General features: G+C 69.1%; 22 protein-coding genes and 7 pseudogenes. 16 read left to right on the top strand and 13 right to left on the bottom strand.

The features are described 5' to 3' along the window. The first annotated feature begins 642 nt into the window (after positions 1-642). Entirely contained in the window at positions 643-936 is a 294-nt protein-coding gene (locus ACFRAC_RS26645) for a hypothetical protein (RefSeq protein ID WP_382930746.1), read from the top strand. 506 nt (positions 937-1,442) lie between these two features. Here the strand turns inward: ACFRAC_RS26645 and ACFRAC_RS26640 are convergent. Next, entirely contained in the window at positions 1,443-1,964 is a 522-nt protein-coding gene (locus tag ACFRAC_RS26640; RefSeq protein ID WP_382930741.1) for an ATP-binding protein, read from the bottom strand. A gap of 141 nt (positions 1,965-2,105) precedes the next feature. Here ACFRAC_RS26640 and ACFRAC_RS26635 point away from each other — a divergent pair, with 141 nt between their 5' ends. Together ACFRAC_RS26635 and ACFRAC_RS26630 are read left to right on the top strand one after the other, a co-directional pair. Beyond that, positions 2,106-2,483 carry an STAS domain-containing protein gene (locus ACFRAC_RS26635; RefSeq protein ID WP_382930736.1) on the top strand — a complete coding sequence of 126 codons (378 nt, stop codon included), beginning with the start codon at positions 2,106-2,108 and terminating at the stop codon, positions 2,481-2,483. A 79-nt stretch (positions 2,484-2,562) separates the two neighbouring features. Further along, entirely contained in the window at positions 2,563-3,024 is a 462-nt protein-coding gene (locus ACFRAC_RS26630) for a hypothetical protein (RefSeq protein WP_382930733.1), read from the top strand. 30 nt (positions 3,025-3,054) lie between these two features. Here the strand turns inward: ACFRAC_RS26630 and ACFRAC_RS26625 are convergent. Next, a pseudogene (locus tag ACFRAC_RS26625) lies at positions 3,055-4,177 on the bottom strand (IS630 family transposase). Between the two features lie 116 nt (positions 4,178-4,293). On the opposite strand from ACFRAC_RS26625, the pseudogene ACFRAC_RS26620 reads away from it, so the two are divergent. Beyond that, positions 4,294-5,137: pseudogene (locus ACFRAC_RS26620) on the top strand (IS5 family transposase); the annotation flags it as partial. A 9-nt stretch (positions 5,138-5,146) separates the two neighbouring features. On the opposite strand, the gene ACFRAC_RS26615 reads toward ACFRAC_RS26620, so the two are convergent. Further along, on the bottom strand, positions 5,147-5,521 hold the full coding sequence (locus ACFRAC_RS26615; protein WP_382930729.1) for a winged helix-turn-helix transcriptional regulator: 375 nt from the start codon (positions 5,519-5,521) through the stop codon (positions 5,147-5,149). A gap of 96 nt (positions 5,522-5,617) precedes the next feature. Between ACFRAC_RS26615 and ACFRAC_RS26610 the strand changes: the two genes are divergently transcribed. Then, positions 5,618-6,499, top strand: a complete 882-nt coding sequence (locus ACFRAC_RS26610) for an NAD(P)-dependent oxidoreductase (RefSeq protein WP_382930724.1) — start codon at positions 5,618-5,620, stop codon at positions 6,497-6,499. Positions 6,500-6,543: 44 nt separating this feature from the next. Here the strand turns inward: ACFRAC_RS26610 and ACFRAC_RS26605 are convergent, their stop codons facing one another. The 6 genes and pseudogenes from ACFRAC_RS26605 to ACFRAC_RS26580 all read right to left on the bottom strand — a co-directional run. Continuing rightward, on the bottom strand, positions 6,544-7,221 hold the full coding sequence (locus ACFRAC_RS26605) for a DUF6879 family protein (protein WP_382930720.1): 678 nt from the start codon (positions 7,219-7,221) through the stop codon (positions 6,544-6,546). Positions 7,222-7,240: 19 nt separating this feature from the next. Next, positions 7,241-7,952 (bottom strand): annotated as a pseudogene (locus ACFRAC_RS26600) (DDE-type integrase/transposase/recombinase); the annotation flags it as partial. Positions 7,953-8,617: 665 nt separating this feature from the next. Beyond that, positions 8,618-9,355: a PH domain-containing protein gene (locus ACFRAC_RS26595; protein WP_382930715.1), complete on the bottom strand. Its 738-nt coding sequence runs from the start codon at positions 9,353-9,355 to the stop codon at positions 8,618-8,620. Between the two features lie 635 nt (positions 9,356-9,990). Then, entirely contained in the window at positions 9,991-10,401 is a 411-nt protein-coding gene (locus tag ACFRAC_RS26590) for a PPOX class F420-dependent oxidoreductase (protein ID WP_382930704.1), read from the bottom strand. 189 nt (positions 10,402-10,590) lie between these two features. Beyond that, the gene (locus ACFRAC_RS26585) at positions 10,591-11,100 is read right to left on the bottom strand and encodes a transposase (protein WP_382931143.1); all 510 of its coding nucleotides are present in this window, start codon (positions 11,098-11,100) and stop codon (positions 10,591-10,593) included. Between the two features lie 901 nt (positions 11,101-12,001). Continuing rightward, positions 12,002-12,226: pseudogene (locus tag ACFRAC_RS26580) on the bottom strand (transposase); the annotation flags it as partial. A 185-nt stretch (positions 12,227-12,411) separates the two neighbouring features. Between ACFRAC_RS26580 and ACFRAC_RS26575 the strand changes: the two are divergent. The 3 genes and pseudogenes from ACFRAC_RS26575 to ACFRAC_RS26565 form a co-directional block, all read left to right on the top strand. Then, positions 12,412-13,365: pseudogene (locus tag ACFRAC_RS26575) on the top strand (ISAzo13 family transposase); the annotation flags it as partial. 43 nt (positions 13,366-13,408) lie between these two features. Next, positions 13,409-14,674 carry a protein kinase gene (locus tag ACFRAC_RS26570; protein ID WP_382930692.1) on the top strand — a complete coding sequence of 422 codons (1,266 nt, stop codon included), beginning with the start codon at positions 13,409-13,411 and terminating at the stop codon, positions 14,672-14,674. Further along, positions 14,659-14,943 (top strand): hypothetical protein, encoded by a 285-nt coding sequence (locus ACFRAC_RS26565; protein ID WP_382930675.1) that lies wholly within the window; start codon positions 14,659-14,661, stop codon positions 14,941-14,943. Before ACFRAC_RS26570 ends, ACFRAC_RS26565 begins: the two co-directional genes overlap by 16 nt. A gap of 434 nt (positions 14,944-15,377) precedes the next feature. On the opposite strand, the pseudogene ACFRAC_RS26560 reads toward ACFRAC_RS26565, so the two are convergent. Continuing rightward, positions 15,378-15,613: pseudogene (locus ACFRAC_RS26560) on the bottom strand (DNA-binding response regulator); the annotation flags it as partial. Between the two features lie 319 nt (positions 15,614-15,932). Beyond that, on the bottom strand, positions 15,933-16,601 hold the full coding sequence (locus ACFRAC_RS26555) for a TetR/AcrR family transcriptional regulator (RefSeq protein ID WP_382930670.1): 669 nt from the start codon (positions 16,599-16,601) through the stop codon (positions 15,933-15,935). Between the two features lie 44 nt (positions 16,602-16,645). On the opposite strand from ACFRAC_RS26555, the gene ACFRAC_RS26550 reads away from it, so the two are divergent. From ACFRAC_RS26550 to ACFRAC_RS26515, 8 genes are all read left to right on the top strand, one after another. After that, a complete protein-coding gene (locus ACFRAC_RS26550; RefSeq protein ID WP_382930664.1) occupies positions 16,646-18,079 on the top strand; it encodes an MFS transporter in 1,434 nt (477 codons plus the stop codon). Beyond that, positions 18,076-19,359, top strand: coding sequence for a serine hydrolase (locus ACFRAC_RS26545; protein ID WP_382930658.1), 1,284 nt, complete (start codon positions 18,076-18,078; stop codon positions 19,357-19,359). The genes ACFRAC_RS26550 and ACFRAC_RS26545 overlap by 4 nt, the downstream gene beginning before the upstream one ends. Next, positions 19,349-20,554: an NAD(P)/FAD-dependent oxidoreductase gene (locus tag ACFRAC_RS26540; protein ID WP_382930655.1), complete on the top strand. Its 1,206-nt coding sequence runs from the start codon at positions 19,349-19,351 to the stop codon at positions 20,552-20,554. Before ACFRAC_RS26545 ends, ACFRAC_RS26540 begins: the two co-directional genes overlap by 11 nt. Further along, positions 20,551-21,624, top strand: a complete 1,074-nt coding sequence (locus ACFRAC_RS26535; protein WP_382930651.1) for a dipeptidase — start codon at positions 20,551-20,553, stop codon at positions 21,622-21,624. Before ACFRAC_RS26540 ends, ACFRAC_RS26535 begins: the two co-directional genes overlap by 4 nt. Continuing rightward, complete coding sequence (locus tag ACFRAC_RS26530; RefSeq protein ID WP_382930646.1) at positions 21,602-22,516, top strand: ornithine cyclodeaminase family protein; 915 nt, start codon at positions 21,602-21,604, stop codon at positions 22,514-22,516. Before ACFRAC_RS26535 ends, ACFRAC_RS26530 begins: the two co-directional genes overlap by 23 nt. A gap of 239 nt (positions 22,517-22,755) precedes the next feature. Further along, positions 22,756-22,899: a hypothetical protein gene (locus tag ACFRAC_RS26525; protein ID WP_382930641.1), complete on the top strand. Its 144-nt coding sequence runs from the start codon at positions 22,756-22,758 to the stop codon at positions 22,897-22,899. Positions 22,900-23,241: 342 nt separating this feature from the next. After that, entirely contained in the window at positions 23,242-23,664 is a 423-nt protein-coding gene (locus ACFRAC_RS26520; RefSeq protein WP_382930638.1) for a hypothetical protein, read from the top strand. Positions 23,665-23,940: 276 nt separating this feature from the next. Then, positions 23,941-24,465, top strand: a complete 525-nt coding sequence (locus ACFRAC_RS26515) for a GNAT family N-acetyltransferase (protein ID WP_382930632.1) — start codon at positions 23,941-23,943, stop codon at positions 24,463-24,465. 1 nt (position 24,466) lies between these two features. Here the strand turns inward: ACFRAC_RS26515 and ACFRAC_RS26510 are convergent, their stop codons facing one another. Further along, positions 24,467-25,720 (bottom strand): transposase, encoded by a 1,254-nt coding sequence (locus ACFRAC_RS26510; RefSeq protein WP_382930626.1) that lies wholly within the window; start codon positions 25,718-25,720, stop codon positions 24,467-24,469. A gap of 149 nt (positions 25,721-25,869) precedes the next feature. After that, a pseudogene (locus ACFRAC_RS26505) lies at positions 25,870-25,992 on the bottom strand (LysR family transcriptional regulator); the annotation flags it as partial.

Raw genomic sequence — 25,992 nt, 5'->3', positions numbered from 1 at the left:
CGTCTGCGCGTCTGCGCGTCTGCGCGTCTGCGCGTCTGCGCGTCTGCGCGTCTGCGCGTCTGCGCGTCTGCGCGTCTGCGCGTCTGCGCGTCTGCGCGTCTGCGAGGACCCTGCCGGCGCCGGGGGAGGTGAGGACCTGGACCGGGTGCTGGGCGTCAACGCCAAGGACGTGCCTTCGCCTGCCGCGGCCCGGTCCGCGCTCGCCCTCGACGGACCGGAAGACCGCACGTGCTGGATGACAGGTGCCGCGAGCGGCAGGAGCGGCAGTCGTGGTCGGTGACGTCGCCTGCGGAGAGGGAGTCGTGGTGCATCGCGTGGGGGCCGCTCCGACAGCGGTCCGTTCGACCTGGGCTTTGAAAATTGTCCATGTAAGCGAACATTGCCGGTCAACGTGGGCGGGGGCCCTTGGCCCAGTCCATCGCCTTCCCGTCCACTGCATTAACGTTTCCCCTCCCACCGGAATGCCCGATATGCGCGAAGCGTCGGCCTGGTGAGTACCGGTCAGGCGCCCGCTACATGTGGCGGATACCGGAGTATCGACGCGGAGAGGCGATAGTCATCAAATGCGGCCCCGGGATAAGTTCCCGGACGGCTGGCCAGCCACCGCAGTTCCTGTTCGACCGTTCGGAAGGGACAACGCTCATGCTCAAGGTGAAGAAGGCCATCGCCGCCGCCGTGCTGGCCGGCGCCGCGATCACCGGATCGGCCGCGGCCCCGGCAATGGCGACGCCGGCCCACGGCAGCCTGGTCAACGTCGAGGCCAACAACCTGCTCAACGGCAACCAGATCGTGCTGCTGCAGAACGTGTCCGTGCCGGTGGCCGCCGCGTTCTGCGGCGTCAACGTCAACGTCTTCTCCGCCCAGCTCAACCAGGGCAAGGCGTCCTGCCCCGCCCAGACCAACTCCAAGCAACTGGCCTGGGCCGTCTACAACTGACGGACACAACGGCCGACAGACCCCGCATACGGGGCCTGTGAGCACCGGCGGGGTGGCAGCAACCAGCTGCCACCCCGCACCCCTGGCCCACGACCGAGACGCCAAGCTCGGGGCACGACCCCGGAAGTGCGCGCGAGAATAGGGCCATGGCCGACGGCCCCGCTGCACCCGACGCGCGCCCGGCACAGGTCCTCGCGCGGACCCACGCGGTGGGGCCGGGCTGATCGCGGGCCGCTGGAGCCTCTGCAGGAACAGATCCGTACGGCCTTCCCGGCTACCGCCTCCTCGATCCCACAGAGAAACTCGGCGGCCTGCGCGTCGACGTGTCGGCGGCAGGCAGGACCATCGCCACGGCGACTGTCGACCCCGTCACCTCGGCGTCAGCGTCAGCGGTTCCGTTCGGGAAGCGGCCGCGGTGACCGTTCCCCCGAACGCCTGGACGAAGGCCTCATGTCGCCGAGCGGTGCCTGACCTGCCGAGACAGGGTCCAGCAACGCGCCGGGCTTCTACCTGCGCCCGGCAGTGCCGCTGGGGATGTCGGACAATGCGATGCGGGCGGTGATGCGCTTACCGACAGGCTCCTGCTCGATGAGCAGCTCCTCGGTGACGACCCTGACGATCTCCAGGCCGTGCCGGCCGATCCTGCCCGGGTCGGCGGGCCGGGCCTCGGGCACGGTGGGCTCGCTGTCCCACACCACCACTTCCACGACGCGAGCGGTGACAAGCAGCTCCATCAGCACCGGACCGGGAGCATACTTGCGGGCGTTGGTCACCAGCTCACTGACGACCAGCTGGGTCAGGTCCCGGACACGGTCGGAGAAGAACACGCCGTGGGCGGCATGGGCCTGGTCGAGGAAGGCAACGGCATGGTGACGGGCATCGGCGATGCAGCTGTCATCTCCCACCAGGGCGTAGCCGGTGCGCACCAAGTGCGCCTGCGGCGTCGTACCGCCCTTGCCGTCGGCATCAATTCCCACCAGCCACGTCCTCAACTCCCCTACGCGCGCCGCTACCCCAGCCGTCGCCATGCATGCATGCCGCACCGATCACACGCGCACGCGTTCATAGATGCGTCCGGCCGTACCGGTGGGGCAGAATCACCCCCGCACGCCCCGCCCCGCCCCGCCCCGCCCCGAAGAGGGCAAGCCCGGAACGCAGCCGAGGAGATCGTGACCCGCACCGAACCAGCCGACCGGCCGGACCATCTCTCGGTCGAAGAGCGCGTTGTCGACGGAATCCGCGTCGTGACCATGCGGGGCGAGCTCGACCACGACGTCCGTGACAAGCTCAGCAAGGCTCTGCTCGGCGAGGACGCGGAGCCCGTGCCGGCACGGATCGTCGCTGACCTCACCGGTGTGACCTTCATGGACTCCAGCGGCCTCAACGTCTTCGTCGCCACCCACCGGCAGGTGAGCGACACAAGCGACGCCGCGGGTTGGGTGCGCATCGCCGGCGCCCAGGAATCCGTACTGCGCGTGCTGCAGATGACCGGCGTCGACCGCATCATCGGCTGCTACCCGACCACCGAGCAGGCCCTGACGGCCTGAGCGCTGGTGCTGCGACCGGGTAGGTTCGCCGGGTCGGTGGACGAGGAGCGGACTTTGGCGGGCACGGGGGAGGCGGACGATGAGTGACAACTACCTGACGGTGATTCCGACTGATCCGTACTGGCGGCCCAGTACGGATGCGGCGGATCGTGCTGCGGCCGTGCTGTCTGGGATGCTTCCCGACGACGACGCCCGCCGTGGTCTGGAAGCCGAGTGGCACGACAGCGTCGAGGTGGTGGATTGCGGTGCCAACCTGGAGAAGATCTCCTGCCCGCACTGCGGTGCCGAGCTGACACCAGGCTGGTGGGGGGAGGCCGTCTCGGAGCACTACAACGAAGGCTTTTCGACGCTCATGGTGAGGGTTCCCTGCTGTAGCGCCGAAACGTCGCTCAACGAGCTGGTGTACGACTGGCCGATGGGGTTCGCGCGGTTCAGGATCGAGGTCCTGTATCCGGACCGGGCATGGCTGACCGACGAGGAACTGGCCTCCCTCGCGGATGCGCTGGGACATCCTCTACGACAGATCCTCATCCACATCTAGTCCGGTGATCACGTAGGTTCGCCAGGCCGGTCAGGCTGCGGCGGCGAGGGGGCGTCCGCCCCAGCGGACGCCTTTCACGCTGCGGATGCGGGCGCGTTCTTTCCGTTCGGCGGCCAGGACGCCCGGGTGGCGTGCGTTGGCGTTGCGCCAGCGCAGATAGGCGTGCAGGGCCCGGGTCTGCGCGGTGTGCTGGGGGTGGTGGGAGTTGGCGATGGTGAACTGCCGCAGCGGTCCGAAGCGGGCTTCGATCGGGTTCGCCCACGAGGCGTAGGTCGGGGTGAAGCACAGCCCGACCTTGTTCTTCTTCGCCCAGCGGCGGATGTCGGCGCCCTTGTGGGCGGACAGGTTGTCCAGAATCACGTAGATCGGGGCGCCGTCGGGCCGGGCGGTGCGGATCGACTTCAGCGCGGCCAGTGTGTTCACAGCACCATTCTTGCGGCGGTTGACGCCCCACACGCGGTCGTCGCCCATTGAGTAGCAGCCGTGGAAGCACCGGATGCCGTGGGTGCGGTGGTAGGTGGCGGGCAGCCGGTCGGGGCGCCCCTGCTCAGCCCAGCCCGAGCCCTCGGTGGGCCTGATCCCCAGCGGGCCGAACTCGTCGAACGCGAAAACCCGGTCCGGGAAGCACTCCACTACTTCCTCGACGCGGTCCAGTTCGGCGTCACGTTCTGGGTCCGAGGACTCCTTCCACGTCTTGGTGCGCTGGAAGGCGATGCCGCGGCGGGCAAGCAGGCAGCGTCAGGCTTCGCGGCCGATGCGGATGATCCGGCCGTGGACCTTGCGCAGGTAGGCGACGAGTTTGCGCAGCGACCAGCGGGTGAAGGGCTCGCCGGGCTTCGCCGGGCGGGTGGTGGCCGTCGCCACGACGAAGTCCTCGTCATCAGGGCTGAGTCGGCGGCGACGGCCTCCCGCCCACCCGAGGGTCCACACAGACCAGGCCGATCTCGTTGAACCGGTGGATCACATCCCCGACGGTGACCTCGTCGGCCTGCACCAGCCGGGCGATCACCGGCACACGGTTCCCGCCGGCCGAGGCCAGCAGCACCATCGCCCGCCGATACCGCACCGAACTTGTGCTGCCCCGACGCACGATCCGTTGCAGCCGCCGCCCCTCCTGGTCGGTCAGTCCGCGCACACGGACAGGCACCGCCACCGCACCCCAGCAGTCGGATCGCACTCACCGCACATCCAACCGCCACGACCCACAACCCGGCGAACCAACGCGGTCACAGCACTAGAGACCCCGACCGATCTCCGAAACCGCCTACAAGTGCTCTCCGATCTCACCTACGCAGCCGGCCGGGGCGGCCGCCGATATGGACCAGGCGGCAACTGATCGACGGCATACGGTTCCGGGTCCGTACCGGCATTCCGTGGCGGAACGTGCCCGAGCGCTACGGCCCGTGGGACCGGGTGTACGACCGGTTCCGGCGATGGCAGCGCAACGGGCAGCGCAACGGAACATGGAAGCGGATCCCGGAACAGCTCCAGACCGAGGCCGACGCGAAGGACCTGATCACCTGGGACGTCAGCGTGGACTCCACCGTCTGCCGCACCCATCAGCACGCCGCGGGTGCCCGCAAAAAGGGGATCTCCAGAAAGAGCCTCCCGGCGGCATCGACACCGAGCCGGACGACCACGGCCTCGGGCGGTCCCGCGGCGGGCTGACCACGAAGATTCACCTCGCCACCGAACAGGGGCAAAAACCCATGTCCCTGATCATCACGGCCGGGCACCGGCATGACAGTCCGCAGTTCCAACCGGTGCTCGAGAAAATTCAGGTCCCCCGCACCGGGGCCGGCCCCGCACCAGGCCGGACAGGGTCCGCGCCGACAAGGCCTACGGCTCCCGCGCCAACCGCTCCTACCTACGCAGACGCCGGATCGGCTGCACCATCCCCGAGAAGGCCGACCAGGTCCGCAACCGCAAGAAGCGCGGCTCCCACGGCAGACGACCACCCAGGTTCGACAAGAACGACTACAAAGAGCGCCATGCCGTGGAGTGCGGCATCAACCGGCTGAAACGCCACCGGGCGGTGGCCACTCGATACGACAAGCTCGCGGTCCGCTATGAAGCGACCGTGCTGGTCGAGGCCACCAATGACTGGCTGCGACCAGCACGTTCACAACAGACCCTGGCCCGCCTTCTCTTCCAGCCCTGGAGTGGTCGGCCGCTCGCGTCCCCAGGCGGCCAGCGGCTGGAGTGCGTCGTTGAGGCGCCTGCCGTCCTCGGTCAGCGAGTACTCCACGCGGGGCGGCACCTCGTCGTAGGAGACGCGGCGCACGACGCCGTCCGCTTCCAGCTCCCGTAGGTGAGAGGCCAGCACCTTCTCGGTGATGCCGGGAAGCAGCCGGCGCAGCTCGCCGAAGCGGCGGTAGGGGTGCTCGTGGAGCGCCCAGAGGATCAGCACCTTCCACTTGCCGCCGATCACCTCCATCGCGGTGTCGATCCCGCAGACGTGTCCGTCTGGTGCGCTCGGCCGGTTCAGCGTCGTCATGCCCCACCTTTCTGACGTGCTCGCTCGCCCCGGGGTAACCACCCACTCCGAAGTGCGTACTTGATCACTTCCGGGCCTGTGACCAGCCTAATCGGCATGGCACACAACACTGTTGAGAAGACTTCCGTCACCCTGCTGGGCCTCGGCGCGATGGGCACCGCGCTGGCCCGTACCTGGCTTTCCGCCGGCCACCCGCTCACCGTTTGGAACCGCACCCCGGCCCGCGCCGCGGCACTCGCCGCCGAGGGGGCACGGGTCGCGGACAGCGCCGCTGAGGCGGTCGCGGCGAACCCCCTGGTCATCGTCTGTCTGTTGGATGACGCCTCGGTCCAGGAGGTGCTGGCCGGCACCGACCTGGCCGACCGGGACCTGGTCAACCTGACCACCGGCACCCCTGCCCAGGCCCGCGCCCGCGCCGAGTGGGCCCGCGAGCGCGGCGCCCGCTACCTGGACGGCGGGATCATGGCCGTCCCACCGATGATCGGCGTCCCGGAGGCCGGCGGCTACGTCTTCTACAGCGGCTCGCCAGAGCTGTTCGAGCGGCACCAGGAGACCCTGGCCGTCCCCGCCGGCACCACCTACGTCGGCGAGGACACGGGCTTCGCGGCTCTGCACGACGTGGCCCTGCTCAGCGCCATGTACGGGATGTTCGCCGGTGCCGCACACGCCTTCGCCCTGATCCGCAGGGAGGACATCGATCCCGCGGCGTTCGCCCCGCTGCTCGCCGACTGGCTCGTCGCGATGGCCCCGGCGGTTCACCAGACTGCCGACCAGCTGCGGAACAGCGACTACACCAAGGGTGTCGTCTCCAATCTCGCCATGCAGGTGGCCGGCACGCCGACCTTCCTGAGCACCGCCGAGCAGCAGGGTGTCAGCCCGGAACTGCTCAGCCCCTACTTCGAGCTGATGCGTCGCCGCCTGGCCGAGGGCAGCGGCGAGGAGGACCTGACGGGCGTGATCGACCTGCTGGTGCACTGACCAGCCACCCGCCGCCACAGAAGCGACCGTGCTGGTCAAAGTCCTCAACGAGACGCTGTGACCAGCACTTTCACAACACGCCCTAGTTGGGGGGCGGCGTGGTGCCAGACGGCATCCCACAGCCGGGAGTAGCGCACGACCTGCGCCGGTTCGGTGATCAGCTCCACGCCCGTCAGTTCGTCCGCCTCGGTGAAGACCAGCCGGGCCACGAGCCAGGAGTCAAAGATCCGGAAGTCTTCGTCGCCGAGGTGCAGCCGCTCGGCCTCGGTGCGGCTCAGGGTGCGGATGTCCTCCCTGAGGGCGGCGTTGCGCTCGGCGTTGCACAGCAGGTAGCGCTGCCCGATGGTCGGCGGGTCGTCGAGCAGGCGGACACGGCCGACCGTCTTACCGGCGGCTGTCGCCTGACGGATGGTGGTGCAGTACCAGGTGCTCAGGTCCCAGTCGACGCGTCCCTCTGCCTGGAACTGCGCGTAGGTGCTGGTGGTCTCGTCGCTGGCGTAGCGGTGGCGGGTCTCCAGCCGCCAGGCCGTGTGCTGGAACGTCTCGAACAGCCGGTTGAACGCATCCGGGCCGATCATGCGGGCCTGGCGGATGGTGTCGCGGGCTCCCCAGTCGGCGAGCAGCTCCCGCGGCACCGCGACGGCCACCTCACCGGGGCCCAGGTGCTGGAGCTGGGCGACATCGACCGGATCGGTGAGCGGCGGGGAGGTCGCCAACGCCAAGCCGGATCGGTGCCCGGCCCCCAACCGTCGTCGGGGACTGCGGTTTCGTCAGCCGGTGGGTGATGCCTTTCTCCCGGCAGATCCGGTCGAACATCGTCTCTCCCGGCTTGCCGGGACCGAAGCGGGCGGTGAACTGCTTTCCGTTGTCGGTCAACACCTCCTCAGGCACTCCGAACCGCACCAGCGCTTCCCCGAACGCCGAGCAGACCGCCCGGGCCGTGGCCCGCTGCACCACCCTCGCGATCACCATGAAGCGGGAGTGGTCATCGATCCCGGTGACCATCTTGCACTCGCTGCCGTCGGCCAGCAGGAGGCCGCCGACGATGTCCATCTGCCACAGTTCCATCGACGTCGACCGCTCCCACCTGCGGTAATCCGACCGGCGTCGCCTACGCACTCCCGGCTCGATCAGACCGTTGCGGACCAGGACCCGGTAGACCGTCGCCCGGGACGGCACCGGCGTGACGCCCCTGCGCTCCAGCTCGTGCACCAGCCTGCGCGGACCCCCGGCCGGGATGCCGGCGCCGTAACTCACACACCACCGCCTCCACCTCCCCGGCGATCCGGTGCGGACACGACTCCGACCGGTCCGCCAGACCCGACTGCTCGTACTTGCGCACCCAGGAATGCACCGACTGCCTCGACACCCCATACCGGGCCCCGACTTGAGTGACCGGGACCCCCGCGGCGACCTCCATCACCGCGTGATACCGCTGCTCGACCACGCTCAACTCCACCAGCACGGCCCCGGCCCTCCCTGCACACCCCTGTCCGACGTGCACAGCCAAGCCGAGGCAAGCGGTGTCAAGCATCAGGTGAAGCCACAACGTCAAGCATCAACCGAGACAAGACACCAGCCCCCAGCAGAGCCGTGATGCAAAGTCTCCCTACTGGTTCAAGTGCCCGCGCGAGCGCGGGCCGGCCCCTGGGTCCCGACCCCTCTGCGCCTTCGCCGCCGGGGCCGGGACCCAGGGGCCGCAGCAAGCTACGGCCCAGGAGTAGAGACCCGGACGCGAAGTGCTCCGGTCAGAACATGCCTCCGGCGGGGGCGCTCAGGCTCCGAGATGGCGGGGGCGGCGTTCGCGTGTGCCGGCCGAGTGTGGTGTGCGCGGGGCGCTCCCATCCCGTCTGCCGTCGACCCAGGCAGAGCCGAGCAGTCGCCGCCCAGGGCGTCAAGGTCGTTCGTCCGGCAGGGCGCTCCACCGTGACGCCCTGAACCACGCCCGCTCCACGGTGTGTGGGTCGACGGCAGACGGGATGGGAGCTGGGAAGGTGGTGGGTACTGGACACCCGCAACTTCTGGCAGGGGTAAAGGTCGCGCTGAAGACCTGATCGGTAGGCGCCGTGCGCCGGAAGTGACGTCGGGGGTGGCCGGACCGGCCGCCCCCGACGTGTGTCAGGCCTTCCGCTGGTCGCGGGGGACCAGGTACTTCCAGCACGCGTGGAAGAGGGCGGCGAACAGGACGAAGAAGCCCAGCGGAACCAGCGTCGTCAGCAGGACCACGGGCGAGCCGTCCGAGGTGAACGACAGCCCGATCGACAGTACGGACATGCACCCGAAGACGATGAGCGCCCCGTAGAACGCCCACAACCAGGCCCTGCGGTGCGCCGCCCGTTGCCGGATCAGCGCCTCCACCTCCGGCCAACGCTCCCACGCTATGCCGCGGTACGAGGCACCGACGGCCAGCAGACCGGCGACCTCGGCCGGCGGGTTGTCCAGCTGCCAGTCGTCTATGTGCGGCAGGAGGAGGCGCCGGCCGTCGGTGTCGTACATGTACGTGAGCCAGTGGCGGGCGGAACCCACGGCGTTCGGAACGGGCTCGGCGCGGATGTCGTAGATGGCGGACCAGGCGCGGGTGCGCTCGGTGAGGGCGCGGCGGACCGTGATGCCGTCAGGGTCGACCAGCGTGCGGCCGCGCCACATATAGAGCCCCAGCCGCGCGAGGGCCAGCACGAAAATGACGGCGAGGATGAGCATGGGCCACCGGAACAGGTCGCCGTGCCGCATTGTCTGGGAGAAGGCGAGGATCGGAATGACCGACGGCCCCAGGATCCTCACCAAGGGCGTCTTCTTGTACTTGCGGTACTCCCGCACGATTCCGACGCCGTCCGACGGCATGGCGCTGTTGTCCACCGCTGTTCTCCCCACCCGATGCGCACGAACACGTACGCGACTGGGGAGAGGATAGGGGTGTTCCCTGAGAGCCCTACCCGGGGGTATGCCACAGGTCAGCGCAGAGTGCCGCCGTGAGCGGCGACGAGACCGCGCAGGCTCAGGCCGCCGGTGAGAGCTGCTCCCGTCGAAACCAAAGCGGTGGTCGGCCGACGAGGCCGGTGGCGGTACACCAGCGAAGTACAGCAACCACAGCAACCGACCCCGTCCGGCGATGACCTCGTAAGGCCGTAGCGCGACCGGTATGATCTTCACCGACCGATCCACATAGAGTTTGGGACGCATTCGACGGCCCGGCGCCGATCCTGCTGGCTTATTCTGGCCGTGGCCAGTGGGGTAGATCGCTAGAAGGGACAGCACTGTCCATAAGTTTGGGAGGCAGTCAGTGCTGTTGACGGGATTAGACAGTACTGAGCTGGCGCGCGGGGACTCGCGCAGAGCTGCCCGGCACGGCCCGGTGATACCGACGCGTTGAAGCGGTCGAAGCTGTCAGTGTCCTCGCACCTCCCCGCGGGGACCGACAGCCCCGGGTGTCTTCATGTCCCCTGTGGAAACCGCAGGTTCAGCTATCGCAAGGGCGGTCCGGTGATGATCGGTCAGGCGGTCGCGGTCCCGACCACCTTGGTCGGGCTGATACGGACGACAACACGGAGAACCTCTGCCGGGAGGTCAAGGTACTCCTGGCCGGCGCCGGGGCCCTCGTACTGTTCGGCGAGACCAACCGCTAGAGACCGGCCGGTGTCCTCGGTGATTGTCGCGAGGCCGCGTATCTCAACGTAGCGCAACGGGTCGGCCGGATCGTAGACGGTCAGGCTGGCACGAGGCTCACGGCGCAGGTTGCGCTCCTTGCGGCGGCCAGCAGCGGTGGAGACGAGCAGGTCATCTCCGTCGCGGCCGACCCAGACCACCGACGTCTGCGGGCTTCCGTCAGGGTTGACGGTGGCGAGGACGGCGGGAACCGGCACATCCAGCAGCGCCCGGACGGAATCGTTCAGCATGGCTGTCATTCGGGCGAAGCTATCGGCAGCCCCGGCCGTCTCGCACCTGAATTTGGTCCGGGTACCCGCGGGCGTGCTGCCGCAGCCACGTGTTGATGTGACTGGGCATCAGGAGGATCGTCTGCCAGCGGTTCGGGTGCTGTCGGCTCTCGTGAACAGAGCCATGGCTGCTCGATTGGTCCCCTCGGTCGTATCTGTTCATGCGGTGAGGGAGAGGTCGAGGCGGGCAAGGTGGCTGACGCGGGTGCGGTCGAGCGGGTGGCCGTTCCACCAGGCATCGAGGCGAATGAGGTTGAGTGCAACGGCGGAGAAGACGTGCTCCAGGTGGGTCTTCTGGAGGCCGAGGTAGCGGGCCCGTCTTATCCCAGTGACCGCGACGGCCTGGTGGATGGCTCCCTCGACGCCTGCGCGGGTTGCGTACTTGGCTCGCCACTGCTCGTCGGCCTGCTGGAGGCGGGCAGGGTCGAGGACTTCTTGCAGCTCGCGGGGTTGCAGGGAGAGGGTCCTGCCGCCGGTCTTCGAGCGGGTGCACTGGTCGCGCACCGGGCAGGGGCGGCATGTCTCCTTGTCGAATTTGATGACGATGGCCTTGGTGCCGCGCTGGGTGGCGGGGCTCCACCATGTGCTGGTGTCCCCGCCGTGGGCAGGTGGCCTGCCGCTTGTCCCAGTCGATGGTGAACGCGGTGCGGTCGAAGCCAGCGCCGGCACGCGCCTGGGGTGAGCTGTTCAGCAGGACTGGGGTGACCAGCGTGACCCCGAAGTTCTTCTTTATGCCCACGATCAGCTCGGCGGAGGCATAACCGGAGTCGAGGAAGTGCTCGGCGGGCAGGAGATCGCGGGCGGCGAGCATGTGATGGACCGGTTCGGTCATTTCCGCGTCGGTCACTGTGGCGTCAGTGGTCGCGATGCTGGTGATCAAGCGCGGCGGCGGCCCATCCACCCCAAGGATCGTCGCCTGGCCCTCAGCTGCGTCCTGGTCATCGGCATCGTCGCAGGACTCACTGATGTGGATCTTGTAGCCGGTCCACCAGGAGCCCTGTTTGAGGCCGTAGCGCGCGTCGGTGTCGCACGGAGAGGCCAGCCGCAGTCTGCCGGGCGGGAGGTCTTTGCTCTCCCGCCGTTTCACCTCCGCTCCGGCCTCGGTCACGGTGCGGTGGCAGTTCTGCACCCACATCGTGCGCAGGACCTGCACCGCCGGGAGTTCACGCAGCCAGGGCGGAGCGTCAGGAGCATGCACCGCCTCCAGCAGCGCGAACCCGTCCCAGCTGTAGACCAGGGCCATCTCCTCGCGTTTGCTCGTGGAAGCCGGCGGATGCCAGGAGTGAATCCGCGGGCCGTAGCGCTCGACCCAATCGTGAACGGGCACCGCCCCGGTCAGCCAGTCCGGGGCCGCGCAGGCCAGCGCCTCCAGCGTGGCCCGCAGTGTTTCCCCAGCCAGTTCCAGCCTGTTCAGGTCGCGTACCGCCGCCAGCACGCGGGTGGAGTCAGTGCGCTGCCTGCCTCCCGCCTTCACCAGGCCCCGGTCCTTGAGGGCGGTCAGCAGCAGGTCGAGCACCTTCTCCTCCATCCCGTGCTCCACCAGTCGCGTGCGGAACTCGGACAGCACCGAGGCATCGAACCCGGGATCATCCAGCTCAAGGCCGAGCGCGTACTTCAGATCCATGCCGTACCGCACCCGATGCGCTGCCGCGCGGTCGGTGAGGTTCTCGGCGAACTGCAACACCGTCACCAGCGCCAGCTGGCCCGGTGACCAGCCCGGCCTCCCTCTGGATCCGAACGCCTCGGCAAACTCGGCGTCCGCGAACAACTCGCCCAGCTCGTCACGGACCCGCATCGCCAACGGGTACGCGCCCCGTGCCGCCACAGCCCGCGCTACTTGCGCGGTCAGCTCAGGCACCTTCGGCCACCGCCTCGGCCGCATCGACATTCCACACCCAACCCGCGACCGCGATCGCCAAGACGGCCGCTGCTGTCCCGACCAACGAGCTACCAGCCCCGCCGGGCACGGAATAAGCCAGCAGGCTCGGCGCCGGCCGCAAACGCGTCGCCGACCGGAACCCGGCCGTTCGGAAGGCACTCCTCACTCTGGTCGAGCCCGACATGTGCGGTGACCCCATGTCGCCGCTGCGCTGGACTACCAAATCCACCCGCAAACTGGCCGGAGAGTTAACCCGCCAAGGCCACAGGATCTGCGCGGACACGGTGGGCGATCTCCTGCGTGAGGAGGGCTTCAGTCTCCAGAGCAATGCCAAGGCCCTGGAGGGCAGGCAGCACCCCGACCGGGACGCACAGTTCCAGTACCTCAACGAGCAGGCCCGCGACCACCAGGACGGCGAAGCGCCGGTGATCAGTGTGGACACGAAGAAGAAGGAGCTGGTCGGCGCGTTCAAGAACAACGGCCGTGAATGGGAGCCGAGAGGCGAGCCGGTGCGGGTCGACACCCATGACTTCCCCGATCGCGAACTGGGCAGAGCGGTGCCCTACGGCATCTATGACGTCGTCGCGAACACCGGCTGGGTCAACGTGGGCACCGACCACGACACCGCGGCGTTCGCCGTCGAGTCCATCCGCCGCTGGTGGAGCGGAGCCGGGCGGGCTGCCTACCCGACGGCCCGCCGGCTGCTGATCACCGCCGATGCGGGCGGCTCCAACGGGTATCGCACCCGCACCTGGAAGACCGAACTCGCCCGGTTCGCCACCGAGTCGGGTCTGACGATCACGGTCTGCCATCTGCCTCCCGGAACATCGAAGTGGAACCGGATCGAGCACCGACTGTTCTCCCACATCACCATGAACTGGCGAGGCAGGCCCCTGACCAGCCATGAAGTCATCATCGAAAGCATTGCCGCGACCACCACCAAGACCGGCCTGACCGTGCACGCCGAGCTCGACACCAACCGGTACCCCACCGGCGTCCAGGTCAGTGACGACGAGCTCGCCGCCCTGCCGATCACCCGACACCGCTTCCACGGCGATAGATCCCTACCGTGTGGTGGGGCGGCTTGGAGCCGGCGGTATGGGCACGGTGTATGCCGCCCTCACGGCAACCGGCGAGCGTGTCGCCGTCAAGGTCGTCCATCCGGCGCAGGCCGCCGACGATGAGTTCCGGGCCCGATTCCGGCGGGAGGTACAGCTCTCCCAGCGGGTCACCGGGCCGTGCCTGGTCCCGGTCCGTGACGCCGATACCGAAGCTGCGACTCCGTGGCTTGTCACGCCCTTCATCCCCGGCCCCACTCTCGAGCGGTATGTGACCGTCGACGGGCCGCTGGCTGGAGCAAGCCTGCATGCGCTGGCTGCCGGCACCGCAGCCGCGCTCGCCGCGGTACACGCCCAGGGCGTCGTGCATCGGGATGTGAAGCCGGCCAACGTGATCCTGGCCCCGTCCGGGCCGCGGGTGCTGGACTTCGGGATTGCCCATGTCCTGGACGGCACGTCCGTCACTCGGACCGGGGTGATGACCGGCACCCCGGGCTGGATCAGTCCCGAGCATTACCGCACTGGTTCCGTCGGCCCGCAAGGCGATGTGTTCGCCTGGGGAGCTCTCCTCGCCTACGCCGCGACCGGCCGCCTTCCCTTCGGCGCCGGCGCGGCCGAGGCGGTGGCATTCCGCGTCCTGCAAGCCGAGCCCGACCTGGACGGCATACCGGACGGCTTGCGGAGCCTGGTGGAGCGCGCGCTGGCCAAGGAACCCACCAAGCGGCCAGATGCCGCACAACTCGCAGATGAATGCGTCACGTTGCTCGCCGCCCAGGACACCGCCGTGCTCATTGACGCCGGCCAGCCGGCCACGCTGATAGCCGACCTCGTCAGCGCACACTGGGGCCTGGCGCCGGAAACGGGCAGTACCTGGCCTGCCCCGTCCCGGCGCAGCAGCCGCACCCGACTGCTTGTGACGGTCGCCGTAGCTGCCGTCCTGGGCAGTCTCGGCGGAGCCCTCGCTGCTGCCTCGCAGCGGTCAGACACCGCTCAAGACCCCGCCCCGACACCGAGCAGACACACCAGCAGCGCCCCAGCCGCCATGGCGCAGCCGTCCACGAGCCCTCACTCATCAGGCCCGGCCGCAGACCCGAGCCCGGCTGTGGCCGCCTCGTCGGTGGCTGAACAGCACGCCGGCGCTGGTGTGCCCTCCCCCGCCTACACCCGCACCGACAACGCTCAACCCAGCGTGGACGAATGGGCCAAGGCGCGACTGCCCGCCACACCCGCCGAGAGGACAGCCGCACAACACGTGATCACAGACGCAGCACCCCTGTTCCACAGCAGTACATGGACGACACGATGACCGTGACCTTCAACCCCTCCGCCCAGACCATGTTCCTGACTTTCGGCCCCGGCATTTACCCGGAAGGGCAGGACTACCGTGACGACGCGGGCTTCACCGACCTCCTCCGCGGCCTGATGTTCGGCGGCTGCCCCGAAGCCCAGCAGAAGATCACCCAGGACAGCACCTGGCCCTACGGCCGCGCCGCCCTCGTCTACCGCGAGTCCATGGCCAACCCCATCATCGTCAACTACCGCGAGGCCACCCACCTCGACAGCTGCCGCGTCTAACTCACCCTGCGCGCCCGCCTCAGCTCTTCCTGCCGAAGAGTCATGCTGGAATACACCCGGTTTCAAGGCACGAGGACAAAGCCCGGTGCCCTGGGAGCCCTCCTCGCGGGTGCGGAGAGCAGGTGAAACGGCTTCCGGTGGCCCAGTACTCGCTGGGACCATCCCCTCGGGTGCGGGGAGCAGGCGTCCGGGTTGAAGACGAAGCCACCGAACTTGGGGCCATCCCCGCGGGTGCGGGGAGCAGGTCCTGCGCGCGGCAAGCTGAACCGCATGGTGGACGTGCTGGACGTCACCGATTCGGTGGCCCGGCCCCGGTGATCCGCTGCCTTCCACCGGATGACCAGTGGAGCGTCGTCCGGACCGGGCCAGGACAAGCGGCAGGAGCAGGGCCGGATTGCGCGGGCATCGTCCGTAGTGCGGGTGCAGGACGGGAGTTACTGGTGGTGGATGAGGCCGAGGTCGGTGGCAGCGGCGCTGCGGGCGTCGGCGCCTGGCTCGGCGTAGATGCGGGCCAGGCGGGACTTGACGGTTCCTTCGAGGTGGAGTCGGGGGTACGCAGCCGGTTTCATCAGCCGGTCCGTGACGCTGGGGGCCGGTGTGGTGCGGCCCGTGGCGGTGGCGCGGGCGGCGGCTGCCGGGTTCTCGGGGTGTCCTTGAGGAGGTAGCCGGTGGTGGTGCCCGGTGTCCGGCCTGGCCCGGCACGCACATCTGCGCTGACCACAGCGCCCCCGACGCATGCTCCGCCATTGTCTGAACCGTCTCGGCCACCTGCGGAGCCGGACAAGGCGTCGAGTGGCTTCTCGCGATCCCGGGACACACTGGTCTCGCCCAGGCCGCCACACGTCTCGGCGGCAGAAGGACCTTCCTTGCGGGCCACAGCCGGCCTCTGGATTGCGTGCAGGCAGTGGCTGTCGGCCTTGTGCCCTTCGTGGCCGGCCACCTGCCAGGCGAAGCGGCCGGCAGGTGGCCCGCCGGGGGCCGCCCGGGTGTCAGGACTCGCTGGGGACGTCGGGCAGCATGCGTTGCAGACCGGTCGCGACAACTGACGCGACATCAAGGTCCGGATCGAGGGCCGCGTTGATGATGACGCCGTCGATCAGCGTCATCGCGAGCACGCCGAGCGCTGTAGGGTCCGCCGTCGCGGGCCCGCAGAAGCGAAGGAGCACGCAGCCGAGTTCGCGATGGGTATGACGCAGGGCGGCGAGTCGCCGCGCGGCCAGTTCCGGGTCTCGTGCTGCGACGATGGAGAACTCGGCGTTCGCGAGGAACCAGCCGCGGCGCTTGCGGATGACGTCGGCGAGCCACGAGCCGATGGCCCGGCCCACCTTGTCCCGCCCTACGCTCTCCGGCTCGATGTGCCGCCACTCGTCGGGCAGGGACTCGGCCCGCTCCTCGGCCAGCACGAGGAACAGCTCCTCCTTGCTGCTGAAGTTGCCGTACACGGCGCCTTTGGTGAATCCCGCGTCTGCGGCGATGGCCTCCAGGGACGCGGCGCCGAAGCCCACGTCGCAGAACTTCTCGTACGCCGACTGCAGCAGCGCGGTCCGCGTCTCGCGGCGCCTCCGTTCCCGGCTCGATTCAGGGGCTTGACGACTCGGCGCATTCATATACTCTTCGTACCACAAATACGGTCCGTATTTGAAATACGAGTCGTACATGAGCGGTCGCGGCTGCCCGCCTTCCCCTCAATCGGAGGCTTCCGATGACAACCACCTCTTCCCCCGGCCGTACGGCCATCGCGGCGACGCTTGGCGTCGTCACCGCGGCGTTGTTCGCCTACTCGACGCTGGAGACGATGCTGTCGCCAGCCCTGCCCGCGATCCAGAAAGCGGTGGGCGCCTCGACGCCGGCGATCGCCTGGGTTTTCACCGGGTTGCTGCTGGCCGGGGCGGTCTCGACCCCGCTGGTGGGGCGCCTGGCCGACATCCGCGACAAGCGGACCGTCCTGCTGTGCGTGCTGGCGGTCGTCGCCCTCGGCACCCTGCTCGCCGCCCTCGCCACGAACGTCGCCCTGCTGACCGCCGGGCAGGTCCTGCAGGGCGTGGGGCTGAGTCTGGTCCCCCTCTCGGTGGGCATCATCCGCGATACCCAGCCCGCCCGGCGCATCGCTGCGGGCAACGGCCTGATCGTGGGGACGGCGGCGTCGAGCACCGCGGTCGGGCTCGTGATCGCGGGTCCGATCCTCGATGTCCTGCCCTACACCTGGCTGTACTGGATCCCCTTCGCCGTGATCGTCGCGGCGTTCGTGGTGGCGTGGGTCGTCGTCCCGTCCTGTCCGCCGACCCGGCGTGGCCGGATCGACTCGGCCGGAGCCGTCCTGCTCGCCTCGGGACTCGCGATGCTGCTGATCGGGATCTCGCGCTCGTCCAAGGTGGGCTGGGGATCGCCGCTGGTGCTGAGCCTGGTGGTGGCGGGGGTGGCGGTCCTGGGCGTGTTCGCCGCGGTGGAGCTGCGCACCAGCGAGCCCCTGGTGGACCTGCACCTGCTGGGCACGCGTGCGGTGCTGCTGACCTGCGCCGTTGCGTTCGTGGTCGGTTTCGGCACGTTCGCTGTCTTCGTCCTGGTGCCGATGCTGGTGGAGCTGCCGACGACGACCGGGTACGGGCTCGGCGGCTCGGCCCTGTCGACCGGGCTCTACCTCGTGCCGCTGGGCATCGTCGGTACGGCCGTCGCCCCGCTCACCGGTCGGTTCGAGCGGGCGGTCGGCACCCGGGGCGTGATGCTCACCGCCACCGCGGCGATGGTCGCCGCCGCGCTGGTGCTCCTCGCGGCTCCCGGCCGTCCGTGGCTGATCCTCCTTTCCACGGCGCTAGCGGGCCTGACCGTCGGCTTCGGGCTGACGGGCGCGATGAACATCGTGGTCGCGACTGTGCCCGAAGAGCGGACGGCCAGCGTCAGCGGACTGGCGTTCGTGGTCAAGAGTGTCGGCGGAGCTCTCGGTGCCCAGCTGGGCGCTGTCCTGCTGGCGCAGTCCACCGCTCCCGGCGCGGAGTTGCCCGCCTGGTCCGGATTCCGGTCGGCCTTCCTGCTCGCCGCCGCGGTGAGTACGGCTGCGGTGCTGCTCAGCATCGCGCTGCCCTCCCGTGTGCCCCGCGTCACACCCTCCGCCGTCACCGCGGTCGGAGAGCCGGTATGAGGACACGCCCCCACCTCACGGCCCTCGACACCGTTCTCGAACGAGCCGCCCCGGGCCACGCCGTGGCCGGAGCATCGGTGTGCCTGATCGACAGCACGACGAACTGCGCGTCGATCGGCGTGGAACGGGTGGGCACGGAGGCTCCGGTCGGCCCGCACACACTGTTCCCGCTCGGATCGGTGACCAAGATCGTCGTGGCGACCGTGGTCTGCCGACTGGTGGCGCAGGGCAGACTCGCCCTCGACGCTCCCGTGGCCGCTCTCGTACCGGAGCTGCACACGCTCGGCACCCGCGGTGCCGCGATCACGACGCGCATGCTGCTGTCCCATACCTCGGGGCTGGCCGACGCCTGGGACGCCTCCGCCTCGCTGACCGAGCTGCTGGGTACCTCCCGCGGGACTGCCGCCGCGGCCGCGCCCGGCGAGGGCTTCTCCTACAGCAACACCGGGTACGTGGTCCTGGGCCGGCTCGTCGAAAAGCTCACCGGCCTCAGCTGGGTGGAGGCCGCGCAGCGGGCGGTCCTGCGTCCGGCCGGGATCTCCTCCGCCGTCTTCACCGCACCGGCCGACGCGGCCGCCGGGCATGTCCTGGACGACGACGGCACGCTCGTGGCCGGGGACCTCTGGCCTGCGGTCAGCCCGCTGTTCGGGCCGGCAGGCGCCACCCTGCACGCGACCGCCGCGGACACGGCACGACTCGTTCTCGCCTGCGCAACCGGCCGCACCCAGGACGGACGCGAACTGCTGCCCCGGTGGATGGTCGACGAGATGCTCCGCCTGCACGCCCCGATACCCGGCACACCGCTGCATTTCCGGGGCTGGGGACTGGGCTGGGCCCTTCCCGTCGCGGGGCCCTCCCGGTCGGTCCAGCACATCGGCGGGACCAGCGCGTTCATCCACGTCGAGGCCGACCGAGGAATCGCGCTGGCCGTACTGACCAACTTCCCAGAGGGCTGGGCCTTCGGAGTGGACGTCCTGTGCGAGGCGCTGGGGTATCACCGGCCCGCGCTCCCACCCGGTCCGGGCCCCGGTCACACGGACCGCTACGTCGGGGAGTACGCCTCACCCGCGTTCGGCGTCACGGTGCGCGCCGCCCGGGACGGCCGGCTGCTGATCACCAGCCCCCTCACCGGCCGGGAAACCGACCTGCACCACCAACAAGGCGACTGCTTCTGGGCCGATTTCGGCGCCCTGAAAACCGAGGTGAACTTCATGGACTTCGACCACGGCCGGGCCGGCCGCCTGCACACCGCGCTCCGGATGCTGCGCCGTGTCAGCTGAGCACCCCGGCACCGACGTCGTCGTGATCGGCGCGGGCATCGTCGGCGCGCTGATCGGCCGGGAGCTCGCCGGGCGAGGGCTGGGGGTCGTGCTCCTGGACCCCCAGCCCGGTCGCGGTGCCTCGATCGGCAACGCCGGCCTGCTTGTTCCCAGTTTCACCAGGCCGATGGCCGATCCCGCAACCTTGTGGGAGGGCTTGCGCGCCATGACCGGCTCGGACCCTCTGATGTCGATCGGCTCCCTGTCTCCGGCAGTCCTGACGTGGCTGGCCCGATTCGCGGCCGCGGCCCGCCCGGGCCGGGCAGGCCGCATCGCCGCGAGGCTGGTCGGCCCGGCACGCACCGCCGCGGACGCATACGCGAACCTCGCCGCGGAGACCGGCATCGACCTCGGCGTGACCGGCAGCGGCTGGCTCCAGGTGGCCCGCGGCCCGGCCGTTCTGCGACGCAAGCTGGCCCTGGCCCGCGAGCTGACGAAGAACGGCATCGACCACGAGGTCCTCACCCGGGCCGAACTGCGGGTACGGGCCCCGGAACTCGATCCGGGCCTGGCCGGTGCGGTGTTCTTTCCCGGTGACTCCTCGCTGGATCCGGCCGCGGCGACACGCGCGGCACTGGTCGCCGCCGAGCTGCGCGGCGCCATCGTCCACAGCGCACGCGTCACCGGCCTGGTCCGCCGGCACGGCGAGGTCACCGCTGTGAGGACCGACCTCGGCGAGTTCACAGCCACCACCTACATCCTGGCCACCGGCGCCGGACGGCCAGGAGGACGAGGCATTCAGCCGGGCTGGGGCTGGAGCATCGACGTACCCGCCAAGCATCCGCTGATCAGCTCGCCGCTGATCGGGCTCGACGACCACGTCGTGTTCAACCCCCTTGCCGGCCGCATCCGGATCACCGGCGGCATGCGGATCGGCGGCACCCCGCAAGACCGCCACGACCACGCCGCCGCCACCGCGATCCGGCAGGCCGCCGAACGGCTCGTCCCCGCGCTGCACGACCTGCCCCAGGGCACCCTCAGCCGCGCGGCCCGGCCCATGACCCCCGACGGCCTGCCGCAGGCGGCCAGGACCGGCCGCAACCTCGTCACGGCCACCGGGCACGGCACCCTCGGAATGACCCTCGCCCCAGCGACCGCGGCCGCAGTCGCCCAGCTGCTCGGGCACGAAGGCCGCCATCCGGAGGTCTTGCGATGACATCGCCGACCACAGCAGGCCATCGGCTCCACACCAACGCGCTGGTTGCCGATGCCCACAACGATCTGCTCATGCTCGTCGTCCGCCGGCCACCGCAGCTGTGGGCCACCTACTTCCGCGACGTCTGGTATCCGCAACTGCGCGCAGGCGGGGTGGATCTGCAGGTCCTGCCGGTCTTCATCGACCACGAGTTCACACCCGAGAGCGCGCTGCGCGAAACCCTCCGGATGGTCGAAGCCGCACACCGCATCGCCGAAGGCAACCCGGACCTGGTCGCGCTGTGCCGCACGGGCGCCGAGATCGACACGGCCATCGGCTCCGGCCGCATCGCGCTGGTCCTGGCGCTGGAGGGATGCCCGCAGATCGACACCGACATCGAGCTCCTGCAGACCTTCGCCCGCCTCGGCGTGCGGATCGTGTCCTTCACCCATTTCGGCCGGAGCGCGCTGGCCGACGGATCCGGTGAAGACCGCACCGGCAGCCGCCTGACCCGCGCCGGCGTCGAAGCACTCGCCCTGCTGGAATCCCTCGGGGTGACGATCGACGTCTCCCACCTAGCAGCCACCGGAGTCGATCACGTGCTCGAACTGGCGACCCGGCCTGTCATCGCGACCCACTCCTGTGCCCGCAGCCTCCACGACCACCACCGCAACCTCTCCGACGACCACATACGCGGCATCGCCGCCACCGGCGGACTCATCTGCGCGAACCTCTACGCCGGGTACCTCACCACCGAAACCCCCACGCTCGACCACGTCGTCGCACACATCGAACGCCTCACCGAACTCGCCGGCCCCACCAACGTGGGAATCGGTTCCGACTTCGTTGCCGACCTGTTCGCGGAGAAGATCCCGGCCTGCGACCGACCACTGATCATCGAGGGCACCAACACCGAAATCCTCGTCCCCGGCCTCGAAGGACCCTCGGGGCTTCCACTCGTCAGCCACGCGCTGCTCACGGCCGGACACCACGAGAACGAGGTCCGAGGAATCGCCGGCGCCAACCTGGCCCGGTTCCTCGGTGCCACGCACCACGGAACGGACAACCATGCTGCCCTACCTCGACGCTGACCTTCTGGACAGGCTGCTGCCGTTCCCGCAAGCGATCAGCGCGCTGCACAACACCCTCCAGGACGGGCCGCCCACCGTCACCGCACCACCCCGGACCACCGCCGAAGCCCCCGGCGGACATGTCCTCATCATGCCCGCAGCGGACCGAGACCTGTTCGGCGTCAAGATCGCCGGGGTCGCGCCGGACAACCCGGCGAAAGGTCTGCCCCGGATCACCGGCACCTACCTGCTCTACGACGCTGACACCCTGCGGCCCATCCTCGCGATCGACGGCCCCGCCCTCACACTGCGACGCACGGCCGCCCTGTCCGCACTCGCGGTCGACCTCCTCGCCCCTCACGACATCTCCCGATTGCTGATCTACGGCACCGGACCACAAGCAGCAGCACACCTCCAAGCCCTCCGCGCTGTCCGGCACTTGCCGTCCATCGCCGTCAGCGGCCGGACCCCCCAGCGGACCCGCGCGTTCGCCGACGACCACGGGATCGACGTCGCCGGACCAGACGACCTCCCCCAAGCCGACCTCGTCGCCTGCTGCACCAGCTCCACCACGCCGTTGTTCGACGGCCGGCACCTTTCGCAGCACGCGACCGTCATCGCGATGGGTTCACACACACCCGACGCCCGCGAACTCGACAGCCACACCCTCCGCGGCGCACAGGTCATCGTCGAAGACGTCCCCACCGCCACCCGCGAAGCCACCGACATCGCCGACGCACTCACCACCGGCGACATCACCAACCCCCTGCCCCTCCACGAGATCGTCACCGGACAAACCCCGGCACAAACCGACCGACGACGCGTCTTCAGATCCGTGGGCATGGCCTGGGAAGACCTGAGCACCGCCAAAGCAGCACTCACACAATGGAGGACCACGCCGGCGTGCACCTGAACGTTCCCACCCCTGCCCGAATGAACGCGGCCAGTTCCTGACGGCATTGAGGAGAACTGGCTGCTCTGCGGGACTGACCGCGCAGGCAGTCCTGCAGGCCCCCGGCCCTCCGGGTCACTTGCGCGTCGCTCGGCCGCTTCTTCGTCCAGTAGCTCCAGTCTCTCGAGGGCTGGCACCCACTCGCGCTGGTCTTCCCCGCGGGTGCGGGGAGCAGGAGCTGGTGGAGTCGTCCATCTCGGATGCCCGGGGACCATCCCCGCGGGTGCGGGGAGCAGAAGTCCAACGTCCTGGCCCGCTGCCCCGAACTGGAACAGGCCGCCGAACACGTCCGCGAGTTCGGCGAGATCCTTACCGACCGCCTCGGCTCCACACTGCCCACCTGAACTGACGCAGTCGACGCCAGCCAGCTACCTGGCCTCACCGGCTTCGCACTCCACCTGCTCCGAGACCTCGACGCTGTGACAACCGGGCTCACTCTCAGCTGCAGCTCCGGCGGCATCGAGGGTGCTGTCAACCGCATCAAGAAGATCAAGCGGCAGCTCTACGGCCGAGCCGGATTCGAACTACTCCACACAAGATGATCCTGCTCCAGCAGCACTCCAAGCCTCCGAACCCTGCGCCAAGGCCGAGGACGGACCGCACCCAGAGAGCTTGGCTGGGGCGTGTCGGCACCGACGGACATAATGCGGCTGTGGCCCTTAAGACCGGAGCTGTTGCCCCCGCCCGTGAGCCAGAAGCGGCTGGACGAGCTGTGCGCGGAGGTCGAGCAGATCGCTGAGCTGCTGGTCGCCCGCCCAGAGACGGCGGGCGAGGCGATCGAGGCGTTCAACGCGATGACCGGTCACGACCACGTGGCTCTCGACTTCGCTGAGTACGACGCAAGCAGGCCTCCAAAGGAGTTCGCGAGGGAGGCGGCCCGGCCGGCTCGCCCCGTGGTTGCGGACATCACCCGGGACGAGCTCATCGAGATCGTTCGCAGACTCCTGACTGCCTCTGCGGAGAGCGGCTACTATCTGCGGCTCCTGGAGGCGAACGTGTCGCATCCCCGGGTGAGTGACCTGGTCTTCCATCCCTCAGACATCGTTCAAGACCCGTCTGCGGAGCAGATTGTCGACGAGGCTCTGAAGTACCGGCCTATCGCGCTCTGAGCGAATCGAACGCCACCATCACCCTCCGCGATCGCTCCCCAAGATCCATGCCAGAACCGACTTACGACGTCGTTTCGATGCGAGAGGAGGAGTCGCACGCTCGCACGAACAGGTGATGTTCACGAGAACGGGAGTCAGCTGCCGCGGGCGAGTAATTGTCAATACTTGTGGATCAGTTGTGCTCGCTCAGGCAGCGATAAGTGCCTGTCCTTCTTCCGCTGAAGCCCCCTTGCGGCCGGTCCATGCAGGGGCGGACGTCTGTGCGAAGATCGCGGCGTGAACGATCTACGCTTCCGTCTCGCTGACGACGCCGATCTTGCCGCCGTCGTGCGTCTGCGCGACGACGCGGCGCGTTGGATGCTTGCCCAAGGCGTCACTGGTCAGTGGCAGCCTGGTGAGCTGGGCGGGGACCACTTCCGCCGGATCATGGAGAGCGGCGAGGTATGGCTCGCGGAGGCTGCCGATCGAGTGGTCGGGGCTTGGGAGCTCTGGTGGAAGGACGAGGACGCCTGGGGGCCGCAGCCGCCGACGGCTGGCTATGTGCACCGGCTGATGGTGGACCGCAGAAGTGTCCCGCCGGGGACAGGGCGGCAGCTTCTGCGCGTCGCGGAGCGACGCGTGGCCGAGGCGGGCCGACCGTTGGTTCGTCTGGACTGCCTGGCCACCAACGCGCGCCTGAGTACGTACTACCTCGACGCCGGCTATCGGGCTGTGGGACGCAAGGAGGGTAAGCCGCAGCCGGGCGGTACGCCCAAGTCGTTCACGCTCCTCGAAAAGTCTGTACGAGATGAGTTGAGGTAGGTCAAGCGGCGAGGGCCTCGGGACGTTCAACGAGTTGGCCGCGTTCGAAGCGGGCTCCGGCCCGGACGAGGGCAACGAGGTGGGGTGCGTTCACGGCCCGCCAGCGGGTCTGGGCGGACTCGACGAGCTTGAAGACCATGGCAAGGGCGGCGGCCGCGCTGCCGGCGGCCCGGGTGACCTTGGTCCGCAGCCGGACAGTGGCAAAGGTCGACTCGATCGGATTCGTGGTCCGCAGATGAATCCAGTGCTCGGCGGGGAAATCGTAGAACCCCAGCAGCTCGTCCACGTCGTCGCTGATCTTCTTGACGGCCTTGGGCCACTTCGCGCCGTACGCCTTCTCAAACGCCGTGACGGCCATGAGCGCGTGGTCGCGGTCCTCGACGTTGTAGATCTCCTGCAGTGCCTTCTTCGCACCGGGCTGCGCGGACTTCGGCAGGGCGTTCGCAAACGTTGGCGATCTTGTGAACCCAGCACCTCTGATGGCGGGTCTCGGGGAACACTTCGGCCAGAGCCTTCCAGAAGCCCAGGGCGCCTCGCCGACCGCGAGGACGGGAGCGCGCATGCCCCGGCGTGCGCAGTCCCGCAACAAGTCGGCCCAGGAGTCGGCTGATTCGCGGTAGCCGTCGGCCATGGCGATCAGCTCTTTGGTGCCGTCTGTGCGCACACCCATCAGCACCAGGACGCACGTCTTCCCCTCCCGCAGGCGTATGCGCAGGTGGATGCCGTCGGCCCAGACGTAGACGTAGTCGCTGCCCGACAGATCGCGCTCGCCGAATGCCTGGTGATCGGCCTGCCACTGGGCCGTCAGCCGCGTCACGGTCGCCGGCGAGAGCCCAGCAGAGCTGCCGAGGAACTGCTCCAGGGCGGGCACGAAGTCGCCGGAGGACAGGCCGTGCAGGTAGAGCAGTGGCAGAACCTCGCTGATTTTCGGGGACTTGCGGCACCACGGCGGGAGGATTGCAGAGGAGAACCGTTTACGCTCGCCGGTGGCCGCGTCGACGCGCTTGTCGTTCACCCGCGGAGCCTTCACCTCGACCTCCCCGGCTGCGGTCGTGACCTTCCTCGCCTGGTGATAGCCGTTACGGACCACCAGGCGGCGCCCGTGATCGTCACGCTGATCGGACAACTCGGCTATATAGGCATTGACTTCAGCCTCCAGGGCGGCGGCCAGCATCCGCCTCGCCCCTTCGCGGACGATGTCGTCGATCAGGGAGCCGGTCTCGGCCGTTCCATCGCCGTTCACTACGCTCAGCACAGGCGTACCTTCCCGGCCGACGGTGCAACGTCGGCCTACTCGATGACCAGAAGTCGATCACTCGGGAAGGTACGCCCTTCGCGTCCAGCCCGAGGCCGATCCACAGGTCATGAGCATTGCTCGCCGCGGACCTTTCCCGGGCGTATCCGTCACTGCCCGGTCCGGTGGGTGAGGGGCTGTTGAGAGGCGGTCGGTGGTGCGAAGAGTGCCTGGACGGTTTCGGTGGCCAGGTCTCGCAGCCAGGTGTGGGCGCGGTCGTTGTCGTAGCGCTG

This window comes from Streptomyces sp. NPDC056628, from assembly GCF_042792555.1.
Lineage (GTDB): Bacteria > Actinomycetota > Actinomycetes > Streptomycetales > Streptomycetaceae > Streptomyces.
The sequence above is the reverse complement of the archived record's forward strand: the minus strand, read 5'-3'. Positions and strand labels throughout refer to the sequence as shown.